We start from the raw sequence: 22578 nt of genomic DNA, 5'->3' as shown, positions 1-22578 counted from the left end.
AAATACTAAATACTTTAATGATAGTGTTCAGCATAGAACTAATAAAGCAAAAAACCGTCAAAAATTGTGTGTCTAAAATTTAGATTATCTTTGTTAACTATGAAAAAATACATCCCTATAGAAACAGACGATTACTACCTCACAGCAGAAGGGTATCGTTGTTTTACAGCTCAATACCACCTCAAACGCGGCTATTGCTGTGAGAGTGGATGCAAGCATTGCCCCTATGGATATAACACCCAAACGAACACACAAAATCTAACAAAATGAACGCGATAGAACTTACATTTAAAGAGGAGGTTTTAGAAGGAATTCCAGCGACGTTGCCCCAAAAAAGGACGTATGACAGCAGCTATAACCATGCTCCGAAACGAAAATCGATTTTAAGTGCGGAAGAAACTAAACTGGCTTTGAAAAATGCGTTGCGTTATTTTGATAAAAAACACCATGCAATTCTTATTGAAGAATTCAAAAACGAATTGGAGACGTATGGGCGTATTTATATGTACCGCTTCCGCCCTACCCATAAAATAGTGGCGCGTCCCATTGACGACTATCCCGCCAATAGCAAACAAGCCGCCGCCATCATGTTGATGATTCAAAATAATTTGGATGATGCCATCGCACAACACCCGCACGAATTGATTACTTACGGAGGCAATGGCAGCGTGTTTTCAAATTGGGCACAATACCGACTGACAATGCAGTATTTGTCACAAATGACCGACACCCAAACATTGGTTATGTATTCTGGGCATCCCATGGGATTATTCCCGTCTCACTCAGAAGCACCAAGAGTGGTGGTCACCAACGGTATGATGATTCCTAACTATTCAAAACCTGATGACTGGGAGAAATTTAATGCCTTAGGCGTGTCTCAATACGGTCAAATGACCGCTGGTAGTTATATGTACATTGGTCCTCAAGGCATTGTTCATGGCACTACAATTACAGTATTGAATGCTTTTAGAAAAATAAAAAAATCACCTCTTGGAAATATCTTTTTGACCGCAGGTTTAGGAGGCATGAGTGGTGCGCAACCAAAAGCAGGAAACATTGCAGGCTGTATTACCGTCTGTGCTGAAGTAAACGAGAAAGCAATTTACACCCGCCATTCACAAGGTTGGGTTGATGAAGTTTTTACCGATTTAGAAGTGCTCGTTCAACGCGTTCGCAAAGCAAAAAGTGATAAAGAAATTGTATCTCTTGCGTATTTAGGAAATGTGATTGATGTGTGGGAAGGATTTTACGAATCTGACATTCATGTAGATTTAGGAAGCGATCAAACGTCCTTACACAATCCGTGGGCTGGAGGCTATTACCCTGCCGGAATGGGTTATGAGGAAGCCAATATATTGATGGGGACAGACCCAGAATTGTTTAAAGAAAAGGTAAAAGCATCCTTAAGACGTCATGCTGCCATTGTTCAAAAACATACGGATAAGGGTACGTATTTCTTTGATTATGGAAATGCGTTTTTATTAGAAGCTTCGCGTGCGGGCGCAGATATTATGGCGGAAAACGGGATTGATTTTAAGTATCCGAGTTATGTTCAGGACATTATGGGCCCGATGTGTTTTGATTATGGATTTGGGCCTTTTCGATGGGTATGTGCTTCAGGAACTCCAGAAGATCTCGCGAAAACGGATGCCATCGCGTGTCGTGTTTTAGAGGAACTTAAGAAAAAAGCTCCGCAGGAAATTCAACAACAAATGACGGACAATATCCAGTGGATCAAAGGGGCGCAAGACCATAAACTGGTTGTTGGATCGCAAGCACGGATTTTATATGCCGATGCTGAAGGGCGTATGAAAATTGCAGAAGCCTTTAATACAGCCATTGCCAACAAAGAAATTGGCACGGTCATATTGGGACGTGATCACCACGATGTGTCAGGAACGGATTCCCCTTATAGAGAAACGAGTAATATTTATGATGGCTCTCAATTCACGGCAGACATGGCCATTCAAAATGTGATAGGCGATAGTTTTCGGGGTGCCACCTGGGTAAGCATCCATAATGGCGGCGGTGTTGGCTGGGGCGAAGTGATCAATGGCGGCTTTGGTATGGTTCTTGATGGTACTGCAGAAGCAGACAGGCGTTTAAAATCCATGTTGTTCTGGGATGTCAATAATGGCATTGCACGACGGAACTGGGCTCGAAATGAAGGCGCCATCTTTGCGATTAAACGGGCGATGGAAACTGAACCACTTTTAAAAATAACAATCCCAAACAGTGTAGATGAATCACTTTTGGAAAAACTATAAATAACCAATAAACATAAAGACATGAAAACTAAAACACTCTCTTTTGTAATCGCCCTCCTCTTTCTAACCTCTTGTCAGTCGGTACGTGTGGTGACGGATTATGATAAAGTAGCTCCTTTCAAAACCTATAAAACCTTTGGCTTTCATAAAGAAGGTGTGGACCGTGCAGAAATTAGCGATTTAGACAAACGTCGTATTTTAGGTGCTATTGAAACGGCACTTCTTGAAAAAGGCTTTACAAAATCAGACACACCCGACTTGCTTGTCAACTTTTTTACGAAAGAAAAACAAGAAATTAATATCTATAATAACAACTACAATTCTTTTGGGTATGGTTGGGGTTGGGCTCGCGGCCCTTATTTAGGAACACATTACAATGTTTCAAATTCGACTCAAGGCACCTTGTATATTGATTTGATTGATACGACGCGAAAAGAACTCATTTGGCAAGGAATTGGACGTGGGAATTTAACATCCAGTGTGAAGCATAAAGACGAACGTATCAATACTTTTGTGACTTCAATTTTGTGTAGCTATCCTCCCGAAATAGAACTTTAAGATTTTACATCCAAAGCATCTCTCAAAGAGTTTCCGATCAGCATAAACGCCATGACTAAACTCATGATGCAAAGCCCCGGAATGAGTGCTAAATAGGGTTTCCCTAAAATGATATAGTTATAATGATCTTTGATCATCGCACCCCAACTAGACATGGGAGGTTGTGCCCCAATGCCTAAAAAACTGAGTCCACTTTCAATCAGAATAGCCGCTGCAAAATTAGCTGCCGAAATGACAATAACAGGGGCTAATATGTTTGGTAAAATATGTTTTAATATAATTCTGAAATCTGTGTAGCCTAATGCACGTGCTGCAGTGACGTATTGCATTTCTTTGACGCTCATCACCTGCCCTCTTACAATTCTGGCCACCTCCACCCACATGGTAAGTCCAACTGCAATAAACACTTGCCAAAACCCTTTCCCCAAAGCCAACGTAATTGCAATGACCAAAAGCAGCGTAGGGATTGACCAAGTCACATTAATGATCCACATAATCAGTTTGTCCCATTTACCTCCAAAATAACCTGCAATACTTCCGAGTAAAATTCCGATAAGAAGCGAAATAAAAACGGCCACAAAACCAATTGAAAATGAAATTCGAGCACCAACTAAAATTCGACTCAAAAGATCCCGTCCATACTTGTCGGTTCCAAAATAGAATGTTTTTTGAGTGACAAAAGGGCGTAGTGAAGCTTCAATATCAGACGGAATATTCACCGTTTTCTCTAAACCCTCAAGGCCTTCTGAGGCGTATTCCACATATTTTATTTGATGGGGTTCAGATTCATAAGATGTAATCGGAATTTCCGAAGATGGATTTGTGCTACCAAAAAAAACACGGTTCAAAAAACCTTGATCGTTCTTTAAGGTGTTTGGAACCACAAGCATTTCTACTGTAAACCCCGGTTGTTTCGAGTGGATCGATAAATGCATTTGATTGGCAAACTGAGAATTGTCTGGGGCTAACACATAAGCAAAAACAGAAATGAATGCCAGAAAAATAATAAACCAAAAACTAAAAACACCCCAAAAACTTTTTTTGAATTTCTGGAGTGCTAACGTTGTTAATCCTTGTTTTTTCATGCTCAATTAATCTTTAACCTGTGATAGTTTATCGATTTTATAAGAACTTTTTAAATCACTTAGTACATTAATCGCTTCTTCCATATAAATGTCTTTGCTAAGATTTTCATGCCAACGTGTGCGATTGATTTTGAAAACAGAATCCTGCTCCATTAAAGGACGCTCGTAGGGTAACGACTCAAATGTTAAATCTGTTTGGTATTCTGATAAGACATCATAACGTTTTGCCTCTGTTTCATTCAATTCAATATCTTGTGAATATTTTGAAAAATTGAGTGGATAAACCGATTGATCTCTCATGGTTTTGATCCAACGCGCATTGTCATCAATAAGCTTAATTTCTGAACTCGAATTCATGCGGTTTTTACTGTTTTGAATCGTCGTCTCATAGTCAAAAGTACTTTCCAACACCTTATAATTTGCGGGTGCAATTTCGTCCCATTCAAGTGGATTGTCTTGATCTTTTTCTCCAATATCGATGTAACTGTAACGGTCTGGAACGACCACATCACTTTTAACACCTTCTAGCTGGGTTGAGCCTCCATTAATTCGGTAGTATTTTTGAGTTGTAAATTTGAAAGCGCCCATGTCTCCATTGGTATTACTTCGAATCATACGGTTTAAATCAACAATGTTTTGAACCGTGCCTTTTCCGTAGGTTTGTTTGCTCCCAATCACAATGGCACGTTTATAGTCTTGCATGGCTGCGGCTAAAATTTCCGAAGCAGAAGCGGATAACTCATTGACTAAAATAACAAGAGGCCCATCCCATTCAATGGATCGATCTGTATCTTTTAGAACTTCTTTGTCTTCCCCCGTAGAACGCACCTGAACGATTGGACCTTCATCTATAAATAAGCCTCCCATATCAACGACCGTTTTTAAAGAACCGCCACCGTTATTTCTTAAATCTAAGACCAGCCCTTGCATGCCCTCAGCCTTCAATCGTTCAATTTCTTTTTTTACGTCCGTTGCAGCATTTCTACTGTTAATATCTTCAAAATCTATATAGAATTTGGGGAGATTTATAACACCAAATTTAGCACCCTCTTTTTCAACGATGGTCGATTTTGCATAGGTTTCTTCAAGTTCAATTTCGTCTCTTGGGATACTTAAGTCTTCAACGGTGCCATCCACTTTTTTAAGCGTGAGAATCACATTCGTTCCTTTTGGACCTTTGATGAGTTTGACAGCATCATCCAATCGCATCCCCACCACATTCACGGCTTCTAGCTCATCTTCTTGACGGACTTTCAAAATGATATCTCCAACTTCTAGTTTGTTCTGACGCCATGCAGAGCCTCCAGAAATAAGTTCTGTAATACTAATTTCATCCATTCGTTTTTGAAGACGCGCCCCAATTCCTTCGTATTTTCCAGACATTTGAGCATCAAAACGGTCCTTGTCTTTAGGAGCGAAATAAAACGTGTGTGGATCAAATTCTTCAGCAATCGCATTGATATACATTGACAACCAATCTTCACGTCTCAGATCATCGATATAACTAGCAGTTTCATTTAAGGATTTCAAAGTGGTTTCTCTTGCTTCAACTTCTAATTCTGTATTAGATTTTTTTGTTTCTTTTTCATCAGTGACTAAATCGTGATAATTTGAAAGTGTAGAAAATTTAAGCTGTTTTCGCCAGTTGTCTTTCATTTCAGATTTGGAAGCCGCATAGGATTTATTCTCATAATCGGTATTGAAGGTTTCCTCTAAATCATAATCAAAAGGCGTGTCTAAAACTTGGCTGTAAACCTTTCTAGATTCTTCAATTCGTGTCAATAAGCGTTTATACACAAGATTGAAAAAACTCACATCATGGTTTAAAATTTGATTATCTAAATCGGTTTTATAGCTTTCAAATTCATTAATATCAGATTGATAAAAATAATTCTTGAACGGATCCACTTGATTTAAAAAGCTCATATAAAGACCTTCCGAAAAGGCATCGTTTATATCCTTTGGCTCAAAATGACCTTCTTCTAATAGATAGGTAATCAGTTGCATTAAAAGCTTGTCTTTGTCAGGGTCATCAAAAGATTTTGACGTAAAGCTACAAGACGCAAATGCGATAAGAATGGAGACTAAAAAAATATTGATATTTCGCTTCATGTGGATAAACTGTTTTTAGGGACTCATAAATAATATTCTAAAATATAAGAAAAAATTATGCCAACCTTATGGAATGGTAATAATTTTTTGTTAAAGCGTCTAAAATCATCAAATAAGCTACAAATTACTTACTTTTGTAGGAACTTAAACGCAACATAAATGACAAAAAGACCTTTGATTTTGGTCACCAATGATGATGGCATCACTGCACCGGGAATACGTACTTTGATAAAAGTCATGAATACGATTGGAGACGTTATCGTTGTGGCACCTGACAGTCCACAAAGTGCCATGGGACACGCGATCACTATTAACGATACTTTGTATTGTAAAAGAGAACGGATTGATAAGGGGCCTCAAACAGAATACAGTACTTCAGGAACGCCTGCGGATTGTGTGAAGTTAGCGGTGCATGAACTCTTGGACCGCAAACCAGACTTATGTGTTTCAGGCGTGAACCACGGATCAAATTCTTCTGTGAATGTGATTTATTCAGGGACTATGAGTGCCGCAATTGAAGCGGGTATGGAAGGGATTCCTGCGATTGGATTTTCACTTTTAGATTATAAATGGGAAGCCGATTTTAGTCAAATTGAGTCGTTTATAAAAACCGTCTCTTTACAGGTTTTAAACCAAGGATTACAAAAAGGCATTATTCTAAATGTGAACTTTCCAAAACTTTTAGAAAACGAGATAAAAGGCATCCGCGTGTGCCGACAAGCCAATGCGAATTGGATTGAAAAATTTGACAAACGTCAGACTCCTTTGGGTCGGGATTATTACTGGCTGACTGGTGAGTTTAATAACCTAGATAAAGGAGAGGATACTGACGAATGGGCGTTAGAAAACGGCTTTGTTTCTGTGGTACCTGTCCACTATGATTTGACCGCACATCACTACATTCAAGAATTAAATAAATGGGATTTCAATGAATAAAAAAGAACTTTTACAAGGGTTTATAGTAGGCCTTTTCGCAAATATAATTGGGCTCGTAATAGCAGCCGTTGTCTTGGGTAAATTATCGGGGCGTTCAGATACTATTCTTAAAGTTTTAGAGACTGCTCAAACCGAGGGGTTCATGGGTAAACTCATTAGTTTAGGTGCCATTCTGAATTTAATTTGTTTCTTTTATTTTATTCGTAAACGGCAGGATGCTCGAGCAGGAGGCGTTTTGACAGCTACTATTATAATTGCACTCGCAACCTTTTTAATTAGATCTTAAATGAAGTATTACATTATTGCTGGAGAAGCCTCAGGAGATTTGCATGCTGCAAACCTGATGAAAGCCCTTAAAAAAACAGATGTGAATGCAGAATTCAGGTTTTGGGGTGGTGACTTGATGCAAAATGTAGGGGGCACCTTGGTGAAGCATTACAAAGAATTGGCTTTTATGGGCTTTTTTGAAGTGGTGATGAACCTAAGAACAATCACCAAAAATTTATCCTTTTGTAAAAAAGACATTGAGTACTACCAACCCGATTGTCTGATCTTTATTGATTACCCAGGGTTCAATATGCGCATTGCGAAGTGGGCAAAAATTGAAGGCTTTAAAACTCATTATTATATTTCTCCACAAATTTGGGCTTGGAAAGAAAATCGGATCACTGCCATCAAGCGCGATGTCGATAAAATGTATGTCATTCTCCCTTTTGAAAAAGAGTTTTATGAAGACAAACACGGCATGCCTGTCACATTTGTAGGGCACCCACTTATCGATGCCATTGCCGACAGAACTCCTGTGGATGAAACGGCGTTTCGCAAAACACATCAACTCAACGAAAAACCCATTATTGCGCTCTTACCAGGCAGTCGAAAACAAGAAATTAACAAGATGCTCGCGGGGATGCTGAGCATTGTAAAAACCTTTAGTGACTATCAATTTGTAATTGCAGGAGCGCCGAGTCAGGATCCTGAATTTTACAGCTCGTTTATTGCAAACGAAAACGTGTATTTTGTGGAAAACTGCACTTACGATTTATTAAGCGTCTCTCATGCTGCCTTGGTGACTTCAGGAACCGCTACTTTAGAAACTGCCTTGTTTAAAGTGCCAGAAGTGGTTTGCTATAAGTCGAGTTGGATTTCGTATCAGATTGGAAGACAGTTGGTGAAATTGAAATTTATTTCCTTGGTGAATTTGATTTTAAATAAAGAGGTTGTGACCGAATTAATTCAAGGGGATTTTAACTCAGAACGGATTGCAAAAGAGCTTTCTTCTATTTTGGAAGGCCCTGTTCGTGAGGCTCAATTTGAGGCCTATCATGAACTTGAAACAAAACTTGGAGGACCAGGTGCCAGTAAAAATGTTGCAGAATTAATTTATAATTCGTTAAATTAGAGGTTTAAAATTAAACCCTAATCTAAACCTGCTTCGAATCCATTCATAATGGTTCGGCTTTTTTTCGTACAATGAAGGCCTTTCATTACCCCCTATTAAAACTTACCATTTTTCTCGCGATTGGCATTCTAATCAGCGATTATATGGTTGTTCCCATACCTCTAATTTTAGGAGGGATCGGCTTCATTCTCTTTGTATTAATCGGAATACATTTTTATTGTAAAAAGCACCGCAAAACATTGTATTGGCCATCGCTGATGGTACTTATAATGATGGTATTACTTGGTGTATTTGTCTCTAAAATACATTCCTCAAAATTCTCTAAAACTCATTATTCCCATCTAGAAACCATCGCGGAAGAGCATTTACACCAACTTGAATTTATAGTCAAAAAACGATTAAAACCGAACACTTATAACCACCGCTATTATGTGGAACTTTTAAAAGTTAATTCCACTCTGGCATCAGGAACACTGTTGATTAATTTGAGTAAGGAATCAAACACAGCAAACTTTAATGTGAATGAAAAAATTTTAACCACAGCATCTCTTAAAGAGGTGAACGCACCTCTAAACCCCTATCAATTTGATTATAAAAACTATCTGAAGCGCCTGGGGATTTACCGTCAAGTGTTTCTGAAAGACCAAATTGTTTTAGCCATTCCACAATCGCCAACTACCATTACAGCCTATGCTGAAACCATTCGTGAAGCGTTGAACAAACGCCTCAAAGAGCTGCCTTTCAAACCGATTGAACGCGCCTTTATAAAGGCCTTACTTTTGGGGCAACGCCAAGATATTACTTCTGATGTGTACGAGGCTTACTCGAAAGCGGGAGCCATTCACATTCTTGCCATTTCAGGACTTCACATTGGGATTCTGTTGTTAATTCTTCAATTTATACTGAATCCTTTACTGTATTTTGGACAAGGAGAATTTGTGCGTTTGCTTATCGTTCTTTGTGTTTTGTGGAGCTTTGCTGTGATGGCGGGCTTGTCCCCTTCAGTAGTCAGAGCGGTGACGATGTTTAGTTTGTTTGCAATCGTAAGGGGATTAAAACGGTCTTCAAATTCGTTAAACATCTTAGCTGTGTCAGCATTTATACTTTTATTGGTACGGCCTGGATTTTGTTTTGATGTGGGATTTCAACTCAGTTATGCAGCGGTCGCCTCCATTATCATTGTGAAGCCTGTTTTAGATTCGTGGGGGAGTTTTAAAAACCGGGTTGGCAATTGGTTTCTTGATTTACTCAAAGTATCCATCGCCGCTCAAATAGGTGTTTTGCCCTTGAGTCTCTATTATTTTCATCAATTTCCGGGCTTATTTTTTGTGACCAATATGGTCGTCGTTCCCTGTCTGATCGTTATACTTGGTTTGGGAATTGCAACCATGATTTTAGCCGTAGTTTACAAACCTCCAGAATTTTTAGTACACACTTTAGCATGGATTATTCAATCGATGAATCGGTTTGTGGAATGGGTGGCATCTAAAGAAACCTTTCTGTTTGAACAAATTTCATTTGATTTAACCGCTCTTGTGATTAGTTACCTCATCCTGTTTTTACTTGGTATTTTTTATCATAAAAAAACGTTTAAAAACCTTCTGATTTTGGGAATCTGCATCCTCAGTTTTCAAGTCTTTGTAAAACAGATCCCGGCACTGATATCTAAAAATTCATTTGTTGTTTTTCATAAATCCAGACACAGCGTTTTTGGATTGCAGTCCAACCAACATCTTGAGATTCATCACGATTTAGACAGCATAAACAATCAGCGTATGATAGATAATTATAAAATTGGTGCCGGGATTAAAACCCAATCTACAGATTCCATTCAACGTCTCTATAAAATTGACGACAAGCTGCTGTTGGTAGTGGACAGTCTTGGGGTTTATACTGTTAAAAGTATCAAGCCGCAGTGGGTTTTATTGAGACAATCTCCAAAAATAAACTTAAACCGTTTGATTGACAGCCTGCAGCCTGAATTAATTATTTGGGATGGGAGTAATTACAGAACCTATCAAGAGCGCTGGAAGTTGACGTGTGAAGCAAAAAAAATCCCGTTTCATCAAACAAGTGAAAAGGGATTTTTTAGAGTTGATTATTAACTAAGGCATAAAAGAAGGCACAAACGCTTTGTAGTAGCCATTAAATGCCTCTTGGTTGTTCATCTCTTTATAGGTATCGTCTTTAAATAATTTCAAATACAATTCCAGTTGCTGTGCTGTTTGATATCCGGGAATTGGAGCGAGTAATTCTGCATCTAAGCCTAAAAACACCATGGTTGGATAGGCGTTGACTCCTAAAAAGCGCGTCAGTTCGTGTTGGCTATTTCGGCGTTTGGCCATCTCAGGTTTATAATTTGGATTTGAAAATTTTTGATCTTTAAAATTGACAACCTCATTCCCTTCTGCATTGAATTTAACTGCGTAATAATGTTCGTTGACAAAAGCAATCAAGTCTTTATTGGTGAAGGTATTTCTATCCAACATTTTGCAAGGTCCACACCAAGAGGTGTACATATCAATCAGAATTTTTTTAGGTGCTTTTTGTTGCAATGCAAGGGCTTCGTCCATACTTACCCAATTGATAGTTTGTGCAAAAAGTGTTGTAGTCCCCAATAAGAGAACTACAACTATGATACATTTTTTCATCTGTTTATTTTTATTGTTTTTAACGGTCACATGTGCCTGCCTGCCGCAGGCAGATTCGCTATTAATCATTTCCCTAAATGACAACACTTTAACATGCTCGGTTCATTTTTATATTTTTTTAATAGGTAACAAATATAATACCAAAATTAACGAACACCATGCATTAATTTCTTAATTACAGGATATAGTAGCGCAGACAGTACTCCGAGTCCAACAGCGACTGCTGTTAAAATCCAGAAGAAATAGCTCAAACCTTCAGATTGGGCAATGCCTTCAGACGCTTCTCCAAACACTCCGGCTAACTTCATTCCAATTGCAACAGCTAAATACCAGATTCCAAACATCATGGCAATCATGCGGCCTGGAACTAATTTACTGACGTAAGACAAGGCAACTGGTGAAATACACAATTCGCCCATGGTATGAAAGAAGTACACCATAATCAACCAAATCATACTGACAGAAGCTGTTTTTGCTCCGGGCTCAATAGACGATGCGCCAATGGCAACACAGGCCATTCCGATTCCTAATAAAACCATTCCTATCGCATATTTCATGTTGGCATTTGGATTGTATTTACTTTCCCACCACCTCGAAAATAAGGGTGCAAACGCAATGATGAACAAGGAGTTTAAAACCCCAAACCAAGAGGCGGGTACTTCTGCAATTTCTTTTCCGAATTCAACGGATAGCATCCAAAGGGCGATGGCCCAAATGATGATAAAACTAACCGCTAAAAAGATATTTGAGAGTGCATATTTTGAAAATGTTTTTTTGAATAGTAACCATAAAACCCCAGTGATAATCCCCAAAGGAATGACGGTCATAAGGGTATTGACAATTTTAAAAATAAAGGCTGAATTTCCTTCTAGGATGCGCTGGGTATAATCCCGTGCAAAAATGGTTAAGGAACTTGGTGCTTGTTCAAAAATAGCCCAAAAGAAAATCGTGATAAAGGCGAAAAACATCACGGCCAACATACGGTCGCGTGTGATTCTGTCGTACTTAGGAATTCGGATCACTAACAGCAACACAAACAGCCCTAAAGCGGATAGAATTGCGAGGTTAGAACCTTCCATTCCAAACATGCTAAAATCAAATAAATTATAAGCGCCTTCTGATATTTTAGAGATGGGATCGTTAAAAATCCACGAGATCCCCAAAAGTCCTGCGACTGCTATCAATACTAATTGAAGCTGTGTAAACGGGTTGAGCTTCGGCTCGTCTGCACTGAGCTCTATCGCTGCAGTATCCACCTTTACAGGTTTTGTTCCGATATCGCCAAAAATGTTTTGAGCAAACCAAAATTGAAGGAGTCCAAACAACATGAAAATTCCTGCCAAGCCAAAGCCCCAACGCCAGCCTACTTGTTCACCTAGATATCCACACAACAGAATTCCTAAAAAAGCACCTGCATTGACACCCATATAAAAAATGGTGTAAGCTCCATCTTTTTTCTCGTCTTTTCCTTTGTACATTTCAGAGATGATTGAGGTCATGTTTGGTTTAAAAAACCCACTTCCAAAGACTAATAAGGTCAGCCCTAAATAGATGAAAAACGGTGTTTCAATTGCCATGGCGCCGTGGCCCAATGTCATGAGTAATGCACCGATGACAACGGCGTAGCGATAGCCAATTTTTTTATCTGCAAAATAGCCTCCTAATAGGGTCGATAAATAGACCAGTGAGGTGTAAGTACCAAAAATTGCATAGGCATGCTCACGAGGCCAGCCCCAGCCACCATCAAGGAGTGATGCGGTGAAAAACATAACGAGCAAGGCTCGCATTCCGTAGTAGGAAAAACGTTCCCACATCTCGGTAAAAAATAATACAAAAAGTCCCGCTGGATGCCCCAAGACTTTGTCTTTGAACATGTCATTAATATCAATACTCATAATTGGTTAATTGGTTAATTGGTTAATTGGTTAATTTACTAAATTCGATTCACTATTAGACACTTTGAATAAAATTTATTTTTTCTTTCTTTCGTCAGTTTCAAGGATTGAATATTCAAAATTATCCGACCACCCTGATTTCAAAGGCAATACTTGTCTTAGGCGTCCTTCTCGTATCATTCCTGCTTTCTCTAAAACTTTAAAAGAGGCTGTATTATCTACTGCACAGCCGGCTTCAATGCGGTGTAATTTGAGCGTCTCAAAACCAAAATTTAGGATTGCTTTTAACGATTCTGTTGCGTAGCCTTTGTTCCAATAATCTGAATGTATTTTATACCAGACCTCAGCTCTTTTGTATTTCTTATTGCCGAGTTTTAGTCCAAACAAACCCATGAATGTTCCGTTTGATTTGTTGTCAATTGCAAACGTATAATTTTTTATTTCATTCAATTGATTCTCTAAAATCCACGGTTCGATTATGGACTTGGTTTCTTCAATATTTTCTGGAATTCCCAACGCATTATAGGCATCTGTTTCTGGCAAAGAATGTAGATTGTGGATTGACTCTAAATCTAATACGTCGATCAATCTTAATTTTATTCTTTCAGTAAGTATTTCGGTTTTGTCCATGTATTTAAATTACGAACGACTTTGCAAAAAAAAACCTCATAGAAAATGATCTATGAGGTTTGTAATGTTTTATGTTATTCTGCGATTGAAGCGTCTAACAGTCTTTCGTTGTCTTCGGCACCATGCGTTAAACGTTTTAATGGTTTCAGTAATGCAATTACTAATAATCCAAAGGCTACTGTAAAGATTACAATTCCAGTAAAGATAGTGTACTCTCCAAAGTGTTCTGATTTCTCACCTAAAATACCTGCAACTTTACCTCCAAGTCCAGTGGCTGCAAAATACAGTCCCATCATTAAAGATGCATATTTAACGGGTGCTAGTTTGGTTACGAATGATAAGGATACAGGAGAAGAACACAACTCTCCAATGGTATGGAATAAATAAGCTAGAACCAACCATTGCATTCCAGAACTTCCGTTCGCATCGTATTCTCTTACGGCTAAAATCATAAATACAAACCCTAAGCCCATAATTATTGTTCCCGTTGCCATTTTAAATAAAGAGGAGGCTTCTTTGTTTTTAAGTTTTCGTTTTGCCCAAATGTTTGCGACCCAAACGGCCAGTAATATGATAAATCCAGCATTTAAACCTTGAAACATTGGCGTTGGTATTAAGTAGCCAAGTAGCATTCTATCTGTTTTTGTTTCTGTGTAAACACTCATTAATCCACCTGCTTGCTCAAAAGCGCCCCAGAAAACAATGACTAATAAAAAAGAAAGTAATAAGACTAAAAAACGGTCTTTTAATATTTGTGTTTCTAAACTTTTAAAAATCATCATTAATAATCCTACAACAAATGAAAGGAAGATAAACAAAGCTCCATAACCCCAATGGTCAACGCCTTCAAAAGTAAATCCTGAGTATAGAGACAGTGCTAATAAAATGACTAGAACTGCTAATTGAGCAGGTGATTTAAAAATATTTGAGAATATTTTAACTAAAGAAACATCATTTTTCATTTCTTCAACTGTAGGTTTATTTCCTACATGACTAATGTATTTTTGTCCCCAAACATACACCAGTAAACCTAATAACATTGCAATTCCGGCTAAACCAAAACCAGCATGCCATCCCCATTTGGCTACAACAAGTCCGATAACGGACGTTGCTAATAAAGAACCTAAATTAATTCCGATATAGAAAATACTAAACCCTTTATCACGTCTTATGTCCCCTTTTTTATAAAGACCTCCAACCATTGTGGAGATATTAGGTTTTAAACAACCGACTCCTAAAATAATCAAACTCAAACCTGTAAAGAATGCCCATTCGGCCTCAATAGCTAAGGTTCCATGACCTAAACATAAAATGACAGCGCCAAGCATAACCGTTTTTCTCTGACCCAAGACTTTATCGGCTAAAATACCTCCAGGAATTGATATTACATATACCAACATAACATACCAACCATACAGTTGATACGCTTCAAGTTTTGACCAACTCAATCCAGGGCCATCTATGTGAGAGGCTTCAGCAATCATATAAATAACCAAGATAGCGCGCATTCCATAGTAAGAAAACCGTTCCCACATCTCCGTGAAAAATAGTACATATAATCCAACGGGGTGTCCCCAGAGTTCTTTTTGATTTGCAGTAGTTGTAGTTGACATAAATTTAATGTTAGTTAGTAAATTGTTTATTGGTTAATTTTAGTTCATTCGTTTATCGCCTAATTTTTCATGTAAAAAATTGGTCATCTTAGTGTATAAATGCATGGTGGTATTTCCGCCATAGATGCCGTGGTTTTTATCGGGATAAATGGCCCAATCAAATTGTTTGTCCGCTTGAATCAAAGCTTCTACCATGCGCATCGTGTGTTGTACATGCACGTTGTCATCACCCGAGCCATGCACTAAAAGGTAATCGCCTTTTAACAATTCTGGATAATTAAATGGAGAGTTTTCATCGTATCCATTTGGATTTTCTTGAGGCGTTCGCATAAAACGTTCAGTATAAATAGTGTCGTAAAAACGCCAGCTTGTCACCGGAGCAACCGCAATGGCCATTTTAAAAACATCGTTCCCTTTCAGTAAACAATTGGTACTCATATGACCGCCGTAACTCCACCCCCAAATTCCAATGCGACTTTCGTCTATATAGGATAACTCTGAAATTTGTTTTGCGGCTTGAATTTGATCTTCAGTTTCGTATTTGACTAGATTTAAATAGGTCATTTTTTTGAAATCGGCTCCTTTGAAGCCTGTTCCTCGTCCATCTACACAAGCCACAATATAACCTTGTTGGGCTAAATATTGATGCCAATAATCGCGTGAACTGTACCATCTGTTAGCTACTTGTTGCGACCCCGGCCCTGAGTATTGAAACATTAAAAGTGGGTAGGATTTTGACGGATCAAAATCGGCGGGTTTGAGCATCCACATATTCAAATCGTTTCCATTGACGTTAATGGTACTGAATTCTTTGTTAGAAAACTTATAAGTCCCTAGTGTTTCTAAAAGTGCCGAATTGTCTTTGATATTTTTAACCAGTCTGCCGGATTTAGAATCGTTTAATGTAAATTTTTGAGGCGTGGTAGCATTGGAATAGGTTTTGATAAAGTAGGTGAAATCTGCACTAAAAGAAGCATCATTTGTTCCTTCCTCTAAAGAGAGTCGTTTTTTGTTTTTACCATTCAATCGGATTGAATAGATATCTCGATTGATAGAACCATTTTCTACCGATTGATAATAAATAGTTTTAGCTGATTCATTGTACCCATAATAGGCAGTGACTTCCCAGTTGCCTTTTGTGACTTGATTTTTTAACTTCCCTTCTTTGGTGTAGTGATAAATATGATTGTACCCATCTTTTTCGCTGGTCCAGATAAAGCTGTAGTCTTTTAGAAACGTCAAATTATCCGTCACATCCACATAGGCGTCGTCTTTTTCAGAAAGCACTAAATCGGCTTTGTTCGTTGTTGGATTGATCATCCAAAGGTCCAAAGTATTTTGATGCCTGTTCATATATTGAGCGGACAGAATATTTGCATCTTTTGTCCATTTAATTCGAGGAATATAAAAATCGTTATAGTCCTTAGACAATGCAACCGTTGAAATTTGATCCGCGCTTAAATCGTAGAAATGAAGTGATACTTCAGCATTTTTCTCCCCTGCTTTCGGGTACTTGAATACTTCTTGAGTTTGATACAAGTCAGTCCCATAAATATCCATTGAAAATTCAGGAACTTCGGTTTCGTCAAAACGAATAAACGCAATTTTATTGCTGGAAGCATTCCACTCAAAAGCCCTTACGAAAGCAAATTCTTCCTCGTAAACCCAATCCGTAATTCCATTAATGATTTTGTTTTTCTCTCCATCAAAGGTGATTTGTTTTGTGGTTCCAGAGATAAGGTCTTTTATAAATATATTGTTCTTTCGTCCATAAGCGACTTTGGTGCCATCTGGAGAAAAAGCAGGTTCTTGAATTTTATCTTCAGAAATTTTTTCGAGACTTTCAGAATTGATATTATATACATAAAAAATTCCGAAAGCAGAATACCGAAATATAGGTTCTGTTTCGGTTTCTAAAATCACTTGACGCTCATCGTCACTAAACGTGTAATTTGTGAAATACGGAATTGCATCCATCGATTGAGAGCTTGCAATGGTTTTTACTTTGGATAAAGTTTTGTAATCGTATAAATCAATGGAAGTCGATCGTGCCGATCTGTCAAAATTCAAAACTGAATATTGCTGTCCATTGTTCATCGAATGCAAAGCGGTCATGCCCTGCGTTCTGAAAGTGCCATCCCAAATTTGATCCAATGAAATGGTTTTCTTTTGAGCGGTCGCTGTCAAAATAAACAGACAACTGAGTAGGTAGATAAAAGGAGATTTCATTTTTTAGAGAATTTTTGATAATATTAGGTCAAGTTTACTAAAAAATTAGCAGAAAACCTGAGATAATAACAGATAAATACGCAATTAGAATAATTGCAGCTCCATAATAATATGAAGAATAGTATCTTTGTGTTTCTAAAACAGACACACATGGAGAATTCCGTTTCTGGATTTTCAAAGTTTACAAAAGCTGAAAAAATTGATTGGTTGATCGCAAATCATTTTCAAAATAATCCAAAAGCGAAAGCCGATTTGGAACGGTATTGGAATACGGATGAAGTGCTCCAAAAGCTTCATGACGAGTTTACTGAAAATACAATTTCTAATTTCTACCTGCCTTTTGGAGTGGCTCCAAATTTTTTGATTAACGATAAAATGTACGTCATTCCAATGACGATCGAAGAAAGTTCGGTAGTTGCGGCGGCAAGTAATGCTGCAAAATTTTGGATGGAACGCGGGGGCTTCAAAGCAGAAGTGCTATCGACTACCAAAGTAGGTCAGGTTCATTTTATGTTTCATGGAGCATTTTCTGAATTGGAAGCTCTTTTTAAAACGATAAAACCACAACTTTTCGAAGAAACGAAAGCCATCACCAAAAACATGGAGGCGCGTGGCGGTGGTATTTTAGACATCGCATTGATGGACAAAACAGAAAAACTTTCAGGCTACTACCAGTTGCATACCACCTTTGAAACGAAAGATGCCATGGGAGCAAATTTCATCAATTCTTGTTTGGAGCAAATTGCAACGACCTTCAAAAGTTGTTCTAAAGACATTCAGGTGGTGATGAGTATTTTATCCAATTATGTGCCGGATTGCTTGGTACGTGCTGAAGTGAGTTGCAAGGTAGATGCGCTCGCAACAAACACCTATACAGGTCAAGAATTTGCAGATACTTTTCTGCAAGCCGTACGCATAGCCGAAATAGAACCTTACCGTGCAGTGACGCATAACAAAGGAATTATGAACGGCGTAGATTCGGTGGTCTTAGCCACAGGAAATGACTTTAGAGCAGTGGAAGCGGGCGTACATGCATACGCGGCACGCTCGGGAAGTTATTCGAGTTTAACGCATGCTTCTATAGAAGATGGGGCGTTTAAATTTTGGATTGAATTGCCGCTGGCGCTCGGTACTGTGGGTGGGCTGACAGGTTTGCATCCACTGGTAAAAACAGCCTTGGAATTATTAGGAAAACCTTCCGCTAAAGAATTAATGGAGATTGTTGCCGTGGCTGGATTGGCTCAAAATTTTGCGGCTTTAAAATCCCTCACGACGACGGGCATTCAACAAGGACATATGAAAATGCACTTGCTTAATATATTGAATCAATTTGAAGCGAATGCTACTGAAAAGATACACTTAATCGAACATTTCAAAACCCATACGGTGACCCACAGTGCGGTGGTGGAAGCAATTGAAAATTTAAGAGCCTAATGCAAACGTTTTACAGTCATGGGAAATTATTGATCAGTGCAGAATATGCGGTCTTAGATGGTGCTTTGGCTCTGGCATTGCCTACTAAATTTGGGCAATCCTTATCAGTTGAATCGACTTCTGAAAATACAATCCTTTGGAAAAGCATTTCCAATGAAGGCACTGTTTGGTTTGAAGCAAAATTCACGATTGATGCTGCTTTAAAAATATCCACAACAGATACTTCAGACATTGCCGTTCGTCTCGTGCAAGTTTTGGACGCTTTACAACAGTTGAACCCTTTGCTTTTTGAAACGCATAAAGGCTATGCATTAACTTCTACCTTAGAATTTCCTGAAAATTGGGGATTGGGGTCTTCCTCTACTTTAATTAATAATTTAGCAAAATGGGCAAAAGTAGATGCTTTTGAATTACTGGCACTGACTTTTGGTGGCAGTGGATTTGACATTGCTTGCGCACAACAGGAAACAGGTGTTTTATATCAGTTAGAAAAAGGAAAACCAACGGTCAAACCAGTGGAGTTTTTACCTCCATTTTCAGATGCTTTATTTTTTGTGCATCGGAATCAAAAACAAAACAGTAGAGATGGGATTCAAGCCTATAAAACACTGACTGCAAATCAATCCCTTGATTTTTCGGCACTGAATGGCTTGACTTTAGACCTCTTAAATTGTACAGACTTAAAAACCTTTGAATCGCTGATTGAACAGCATGAAGGTTATATCTCTACGCTCATCCAACAACCGCCTTTAAAAGAGGCCTTGTTTTCGGATTATGAGGGCGCTATTAAGAGTTTGGGCGCTTGGGGTGGTGACTTCTTCCTAGCAACCGGAAACGCAGCTGCTATAGAGTATTTTAAGGCCAAAGGTTATACGACGGTTGTTGGGTATTCAGAAATGATTTTGTAAAAAAAGAGGGCGTTTTTGAGTTCTTTTATATCGTTGTTGTATATGTTTTGTTTTTTAAGCATCTAATGACGCAAAATACAACCGAAACCTGTCTGCCGCAGGCAAGGTAGCAAATCCGACCTGCCACGCTTTAATTTAGAGGACTTTCGCTAATAGGCAAAAAGCCAGCAATAAAGTTTATACGGAATTGGCAACTGTAATTTTTCCGCGTTATAAAATATTCTTTAAATCTTGTTTTCCAATTATTGACATAATTTCAACACTATTATTATCACCTATTTTGTAATAAATACTATCAGAACCACAAACACACCGTCTATAATCAGTCTTTATGTACTCGACTGATTCAAATGAAAATGGATTTTTTGATATACTATCAAAATATTCAAAGAATGAATCAAAATATTTATCAGCTTGAGTCATTCCAAATTTGTCAACTCCATATCGGTGAATTCTTATTAAGTCTTCTTTCGCTAAATTACTTAGTTTATAATTTGCCATTAAATCACGGATTTCGATTCCGCTAATATTTGTTCTTTACTCAAATTCGTAAATCCGCTATTTTCAGCTTTCTCCAATTTAGCACTTATCCAATCAATTTTCCTTTGCTGTTTTCTTGCTTGCCTAATTAAATCGTTCACCAATTCACTTTTAGTAGAATATTCTTTTTTGTCCACTTGACTTTTTAACCACTCGTCATTTGGTTCAGTGAAAGAAATACTTTGCCTTGCCATACTGTTTTGTTTTGGTGCTAATATGCACCAAAAAAGTTAATTTAGCAAATTAATCTTCAATTTAAGCCTTGGTTTTTATAGTTGCCAACGTGTTTGTATATGGTTTGTTGCGGTTAGCCTAAGCTGGGGTCACGCTGTTGGCATGATACCGTTAACAAATTCATTAGTATATGTTCTACTCATTTATTTCTCTTTACTCGTTTTGTTTCGCATAGTGGGAATTGGCGGTGTTGCAACAGCGAGTCGCAGTACAAATGACACTTTGTTAAAGCTCGTTTTTTATCATTCTAAAAATAAGTATTCACTGCAAATTCAAATTGATTGATAAATATCTCTTTAAAACTTGAAATATTATTCTGTTCATAAAATATCAACATTGCTTTTTTATAATCAATCGAGTCAACAGTCCTGAACGACAAAGGACAATAACTTTCATTCATCAGGATTGCATTACTTACGATTCTTGCTGTTCTTTTATTTCCGTCCATAAATGGCTGGATGTACGAAATCAGCACCAATGAAATTAATGCTTTTTCAAATACATTTTCTTTTATGTTTATCACATCACATGCATTCCTTAAAGCTTCTAATATTTGAAATTCATTGTCTAGCGGTCGATAGTTAGTTCCAGAAATACCTACCCGTCTTTTTCTGAGATTTCGTTCTACGGCAAGTTCTTTTATTAATATACTGTGTATATCTTCAATTTTTGAAACAGATAGAGGAAGTAAATAATCTGGATTATCTGTAATGAAATCCAAAGCATCCTTATGATTTAAAAGCATTGTTGCCTCTTCTCTTGTTTTGCCCGATGCAGTTTCTTTTTCCTTTAACAATCTTTCTGTTTCTAAAAGAGAATAAGTATTGCCTTCAATTTGAGAAGATTTCCAGCTTAAGTCTATCGCCAATCTTTCTAGCTCATTTTTGTACTCAATGTTTGAAAGTTGCGCAATATTATATTTATAATCGTTATGAAGTAATGATAGTTTTTCCAGTTCATTTTTAGTGAATACACTATGTCTTTTTAGTACTTGATTTATAACTTCAAAATTGAAATTTTGTTTTATTTCACGTTGGTCAATCTCTTTTTTGTAATATTTTTCAACATCAACAGGTTGAATCAGCTCATATACCGGTGAAATTAGATATTTAGTTCCTTTACCTTTTCCTTTGGTTATAATGTAATTTTCAGAAACTAATTTTGATAAAGCCCTTTTTAGAGTAGCATAACTCAATTCCACAGAGATACTATCAAACACCTCTTTTGATGAACATTCTACTCTTGATTTTATAGTTGCAATTATTTCTGTCTCTCTTGATGTAATCATGATTTACTTATTTAGCTCATAAAGATAGTGTTTTTAGCTCAATTTTAATTAACACTTGAGCTTTATAGTTTATCTAAATGAGCTATAACGTCCGAAATAAGGCGTCTCGCTTGTGCCGTTAACAAATTCATTAGTATATGTTCTACTCATTTATTTCTCTTTGCTCGTTTTGTTTCGCTTACTGGGCACCACGCTAAAGCGTGGCTCGAGGGGGTTTTTTTGTAGCTCAGTTCTTTGTTCTGTTTAGTGTTTTTAATATCTAACTTTAAATTTATTTCCATTTTCCAAACCAAAAATAGATTTTAAAATTCTGATTAATTCTTTATGAATAAATTCAATTTCATTTATTGTTGTCAAGTTATACCATTTTGTATAATTAGGCGAAACATTTCCGTCATTATCTTTTTCGTTCGGTTTTGAAAACTCAAGATTTAAAATTTCCTCAATTTGATTTTCGGAGTATTTTTTAGTTTCATTCAGAAATTCATTACTCACAATTTCTGAATAAAATTCCTTACTATTTACAAAACCTTTATATTGGATATAATAAGAGTCAAATTCAATAATCAAATGTTCCAAATTCGGGTTTTTCGATAATATTTGTATGAAATCTTTCTCAAATTTTTCTTTTTCAGTTTCCCATTTATAGGTTTTTAATTTTCCGAAATTGCGCTTTTTAAATATCGCTAAAATTCCGATTATAACTATTAAAACTCCAATTATTATTTTCACTTTCTGTTCGTTTTTTGCATTACACACAAGTTTTGTATATGGTTTGTGGCGGTTAGCCTAAGCTGGC

Annotated in this window: 20 protein-coding genes; 9 read left to right on the top strand and 11 right to left on the bottom strand. The window is 37.4% G+C overall.

Annotation, left to right across the window (positions count from 1 at the left end):
• The first annotated feature begins 99 nt into the window (after positions 1–99).
• Genes FORMB_RS13165 through FORMB_RS09760 form a run of 3 tightly spaced genes read left to right on the top strand, consistent with a single transcriptional unit; the run spans position 100 to position 2825 of the window.
• On the top strand, positions 100–270 hold the full coding sequence (locus tag FORMB_RS13165) for a DUF5522 domain-containing protein (RefSeq protein ID WP_197493464.1): 171 nt from the start codon (positions 100–102) through the stop codon (positions 268–270).
• On the top strand, positions 267–2267 hold the full coding sequence (locus tag FORMB_RS09765) for a urocanate hydratase (RefSeq protein ID WP_069677272.1): 2001 nt from the start codon (positions 267–269) through the stop codon (positions 2265–2267). The genes FORMB_RS13165 and FORMB_RS09765 overlap by 4 nt, the downstream gene beginning before the upstream one ends.
• Positions 2268–2288: 21 nt before the next feature.
• Positions 2289–2825: a DUF4136 domain-containing protein gene (locus FORMB_RS09760; RefSeq protein ID WP_069677271.1), complete on the top strand. Its 537-nt coding sequence runs from the start codon at positions 2289–2291 to the stop codon at positions 2823–2825.
• Here FORMB_RS09760 and FORMB_RS09755 read toward each other — a convergent pair.
• Positions 2822–3910 carry an ABC transporter permease gene (locus tag FORMB_RS09755; protein WP_069677270.1) on the bottom strand — a complete coding sequence of 363 codons (1089 nt, stop codon included), beginning with the start codon at positions 3908–3910 and terminating at the stop codon, positions 2822–2824. The two genes, FORMB_RS09760 and FORMB_RS09755, sit on opposite strands and share 4 nt — an antisense overlap.
• Before the next feature lie 6 nt (positions 3911–3916).
• A complete protein-coding gene (locus FORMB_RS09750) occupies positions 3917–6022 on the bottom strand; it encodes a carboxy terminal-processing peptidase (protein ID WP_069677269.1) in 2106 nt (701 codons plus the stop codon).
• Between the two features lie 159 nt (positions 6023–6181).
• On the opposite strand from FORMB_RS09750, the gene surE reads away from it, so the two are divergent.
• From surE to FORMB_RS09730, 4 genes are all read left to right on the top strand, one after another.
• Entirely contained in the window at positions 6182–6958 is a 777-nt protein-coding gene (surE, locus tag FORMB_RS09745; protein WP_069677268.1) for a 5'/3'-nucleotidase SurE, read from the top strand.
• Entirely contained in the window at positions 6951–7244 is a 294-nt protein-coding gene (locus FORMB_RS09740; RefSeq protein ID WP_069677267.1) for a hypothetical protein, read from the top strand. The genes surE and FORMB_RS09740 overlap by 8 nt, the downstream gene beginning before the upstream one ends.
• Positions 7245–8357 (top strand): lipid-A-disaccharide synthase, encoded by a 1113-nt coding sequence (lpxB, locus tag FORMB_RS09735; RefSeq protein ID WP_069677266.1) that lies wholly within the window; start codon positions 7245–7247, stop codon positions 8355–8357.
• 143 nt (positions 8358–8500) lie between these two features.
• Complete coding sequence (locus FORMB_RS09730) at positions 8501–10462, top strand: ComEC/Rec2 family competence protein (protein WP_197493463.1); 1962 nt, start codon at positions 8501–8503, stop codon at positions 10460–10462.
• Here FORMB_RS09730 and FORMB_RS09725 read toward each other — a convergent pair whose 3' ends face one another.
• The 5 genes from FORMB_RS09725 to FORMB_RS09705 all read right to left on the bottom strand — a co-directional run bounded on the left by FORMB_RS09725 (position 10463) and on the right by FORMB_RS09705 (position 17375).
• Positions 10463–11008: a thioredoxin family protein gene (locus FORMB_RS09725; protein ID WP_069677960.1), complete on the bottom strand. Its 546-nt coding sequence runs from the start codon at positions 11006–11008 to the stop codon at positions 10463–10465.
• A 146-nt stretch (positions 11009–11154) separates the two neighbouring features.
• Positions 11155–12903, bottom strand: a complete 1749-nt coding sequence (locus tag FORMB_RS09720) for a peptide MFS transporter (RefSeq protein WP_069677264.1) — start codon at positions 12901–12903, stop codon at positions 11155–11157.
• Positions 12904–12978: 75 nt separating this feature from the next.
• Positions 12979–13533 carry a GNAT family N-acetyltransferase gene (locus FORMB_RS09715; RefSeq protein WP_069677263.1) on the bottom strand — a complete coding sequence of 185 codons (555 nt, stop codon included), beginning with the start codon at positions 13531–13533 and terminating at the stop codon, positions 12979–12981.
• Between the two features lie 74 nt (positions 13534–13607).
• A complete protein-coding gene (locus FORMB_RS09710; RefSeq protein WP_069677262.1) occupies positions 13608–15146 on the bottom strand; it encodes a peptide MFS transporter in 1539 nt (512 codons plus the stop codon).
• A 39-nt stretch (positions 15147–15185) separates the two neighbouring features.
• Entirely contained in the window at positions 15186–17375 is a 2190-nt protein-coding gene (locus FORMB_RS09705; RefSeq protein WP_069677261.1) for a S9 family peptidase, read from the bottom strand.
• 150 nt (positions 17376–17525) lie between these two features.
• Here FORMB_RS09705 and FORMB_RS09700 point away from each other — a divergent pair, with 150 nt between their 5' ends.
• Positions 17526–18809, top strand: coding sequence for a hydroxymethylglutaryl-CoA reductase, degradative (locus FORMB_RS09700; RefSeq protein ID WP_069677260.1), 1284 nt, complete (start codon positions 17526–17528; stop codon positions 18807–18809).
• Positions 18809–19717 carry a GYDIA family GHMP kinase gene (locus FORMB_RS09695; protein WP_069677259.1) on the top strand — a complete coding sequence of 303 codons (909 nt, stop codon included), beginning with the start codon at positions 18809–18811 and terminating at the stop codon, positions 19715–19717. Before FORMB_RS09700 ends, FORMB_RS09695 begins: the two co-directional genes overlap by 1 nt.
• A 210-nt stretch (positions 19718–19927) precedes the next feature.
• Here the strand turns inward: FORMB_RS09695 and FORMB_RS09690 are convergent, their stop codons facing one another.
• The 4 genes from FORMB_RS09690 to FORMB_RS09675 form a co-directional block, all read right to left on the bottom strand.
• Positions 19928–20218: a type II toxin-antitoxin system RelE/ParE family toxin gene (locus tag FORMB_RS09690; protein ID WP_069677258.1), complete on the bottom strand. Its 291-nt coding sequence runs from the start codon at positions 20216–20218 to the stop codon at positions 19928–19930.
• Positions 20218–20451, bottom strand: coding sequence for a ribbon-helix-helix domain-containing protein (locus FORMB_RS09685; RefSeq protein ID WP_069677257.1), 234 nt, complete (start codon positions 20449–20451; stop codon positions 20218–20220). Before FORMB_RS09685 ends, FORMB_RS09690 begins: the two co-directional genes overlap by 1 nt.
• A gap of 287 nt (positions 20452–20738) precedes the next feature.
• The gene (locus FORMB_RS09680; protein WP_069677256.1) at positions 20739–21779 is read right to left on the bottom strand and encodes a Fic family protein; all 1041 of its coding nucleotides are present in this window, start codon (positions 21777–21779) and stop codon (positions 20739–20741) included.
• A 252-nt stretch (positions 21780–22031) separates the two neighbouring features.
• Positions 22032–22511, bottom strand: coding sequence for a hypothetical protein (locus FORMB_RS09675; protein WP_069677255.1), 480 nt, complete (start codon positions 22509–22511; stop codon positions 22032–22034).
• Between the last annotated feature and the right edge of the window lie 67 nt (positions 22512–22578).

It is taken from the genome of Formosa sp. Hel1_33_131 (assembly GCF_001735745.1).
GTDB lineage: Bacteria > Bacteroidota > Bacteroidia > Flavobacteriales > Flavobacteriaceae > Hel1-33-131.
The sequence above is the reverse complement of the archived record's forward strand: the minus strand, read 5'-3'. Positions and strand labels throughout refer to the sequence as shown.